The organism is Salmonella sp. SAL4457 (assembly GCF_046548235.1).
In the GTDB taxonomy this organism is placed as follows: Bacteria; Pseudomonadota; Gammaproteobacteria; order Enterobacterales; family Enterobacteriaceae; genus Salmonella; species Salmonella enterica.
On record NZ_JBGDZO010000126.1, the window covers coordinates 1 to 372 of the forward strand.

Sequence of the window (372 nt, forward strand, 5' to 3'; positions counted from 1 at the left end):
CCGCAGGCCAATGCCTTCTACCACGAGTTCGAGGCCTGGCTGTTCGACCACTTCAGCGGCGACTACGCCTCGCTGCGGGTGGAGTGGAGCAAGGGCTGGGGCTACAGCCCCGCCGCCGCCTGGGACGAGCCGACGGTGGTCGACCAGTTGGTGGCGCAGTCGCTACGCCAGGGCCTGGTCGCAGACAACGATTGGGACAGCGCGGTGCGCCAGTTGAACGAAGCCGATCCGCATCGGCTGTTCAGCTCGCCGCTGCTCGACCGGCTGATGCCATGAAATGCCGCTATGCGAGGCCGTACTGACTCGGACGAAGAGCGGTTGGCCGGAGCCGATATGAATGAGCCCTCGATACGGCGTTGACTTGTTCAACAG

The 372-nt window shown here is 64.8% G+C and carries 1 protein-coding gene; it reads left to right on the forward strand.

The annotated features are described in order from the left end of the window. Positions 1 to 276 (forward strand): cholesterol oxidase substrate-binding domain-containing protein (locus tag ACLJNW_RS23545; RefSeq protein WP_410961131.1); only part of this gene is annotated, 276 nt, incomplete at its 5' end. Between the last annotated feature and the right edge of the window lie 96 nt (positions 277 to 372).